The sequence below is a fragment of the Acinetobacter lwoffii genome, assembly GCF_024129735.1.
Classification (GTDB): Bacteria; Pseudomonadota; Gammaproteobacteria; order Pseudomonadales; family Moraxellaceae; genus Acinetobacter; species Acinetobacter lwoffii_H.
This window is the reverse complement of the sequence record NZ_JAMXXK010000106.1, coordinates 1-1,267: the sequence shown is the minus strand read 5'-3', so window position 1 is coordinate 1,267 and position 1,267 is coordinate 1. Positions and strand designations below refer to the sequence as shown.

Here is a 1,267-nt window from a genome sequence, read left to right as displayed (position 1 = left end):
CACTGCTGTCCCACAATTTTTACAAGAGGAAGCTCATTTAAGCTTCCTCTTGTTTGATGGGGACTTTATCGGGTGAAAATAACGCTTTTAAGGTTTTTATTTCAAATAAATTCACTTGAATTATTCTGAGTAAGCGCTGAACTGTCCAGCCTTTTTTCCCTAAATGTTGAGCGAAACTTACCAGTAAATAGGCGATCATCGCAATCCAGATTTGCGTCTGAATGGCGTTCTTGCTTCGGCCTAAAAAGGCTTTTAATTTCAGGTTCTGTTTAATCGCTTTAAAGAACAATTCAACTTTCCAGCGGTCTTTGTAAATCGCTGCAATGGTAGAGGCAGCTAGATGAAAGTTATTGCTGAGAAAGCTAAAGTGCTTGCCACTTTGCTGATCTCTATATTCAATTCTTCTTAATACGGGGGCTTTTCTTTTTAGGGCATGTGCGCTATTTAGCTGAATGGTTTCATCTTTTAGAATGCCTTTGGATTCAAGCACGGGATGTTGCTGGATCACCTGATACACCGATTTAGGTCTAAAACGTGTCACAAAGCTAACGTTTTGAGCGCTTAGATTCGCATACCATTGATAATCGACATAGCCTTTATCAAAGACCACAATGCTGCCAGCGGGAAACTGGAATTTTCGGCCTTGTAACATGTCATTTTCTTTACCATTTTCAACTGCAATAAACTCAGGAATATCATTGCTGTGATTCAATCCTATGCTGAGTTTCATGCTGGCTTTTGAGTCGTGAACTTTGGCCCATTCACATAAGGAAAGCGACAGGTCAATATGACTGGCATCCAGGGAATATAATGGATTCTTAAAGCGAAATTTATGGGCTACTTTTGAGTGTTCATAGTATTTAAGCAACTTGTAAAAGAGCTGTTGATACAAGGCAGCAGGCTGCTGCTCATTGATTCGTGCCAGTGTACTTCGGGGAATAGACTTTGCTCCGAAATGACTCAGTTTGTCCTGTTGGCACTCCAGATTGGATTGAATATCTCTCAGACTTTGCCTGCAGGAAAGTTGAGACATCAAGATGGCAATAAACTGATCCCATCTTGAAGCCGCTCTAAATTTCTGTCCAACATGGTGTACTTTAGCAAGTTGCTCAAAATCCTGTCGCACGACGGGTTTAATAAGCTGATGAAATACGGTATTCTGATGTGACAAAACCTGAATCCTGGTCGTTAAAGTGTTTGCTTGCACTCATATTTTAACGATTTGGACTCAGGTTTTTTATTTAAATCAAACTATGGGACAGCAGTG

Annotated in this window: 1 protein-coding gene; it reads right to left on the bottom strand. The window is 40.3% G+C overall.

Annotated elements, in window-relative coordinates; translation table 11 throughout:
• Positions 1-37: 37 nt before the first annotated feature.
• Positions 38-1,171 carry an IS4 family transposase gene (locus NI469_RS15655; RefSeq protein ID WP_004647387.1) on the bottom strand — a complete coding sequence of 378 codons (1,134 nt, stop codon included), beginning with the start codon at positions 1,169-1,171 and terminating at the stop codon, positions 38-40.
• Positions 1,172-1,267: the final 96 nt, after the last annotated feature.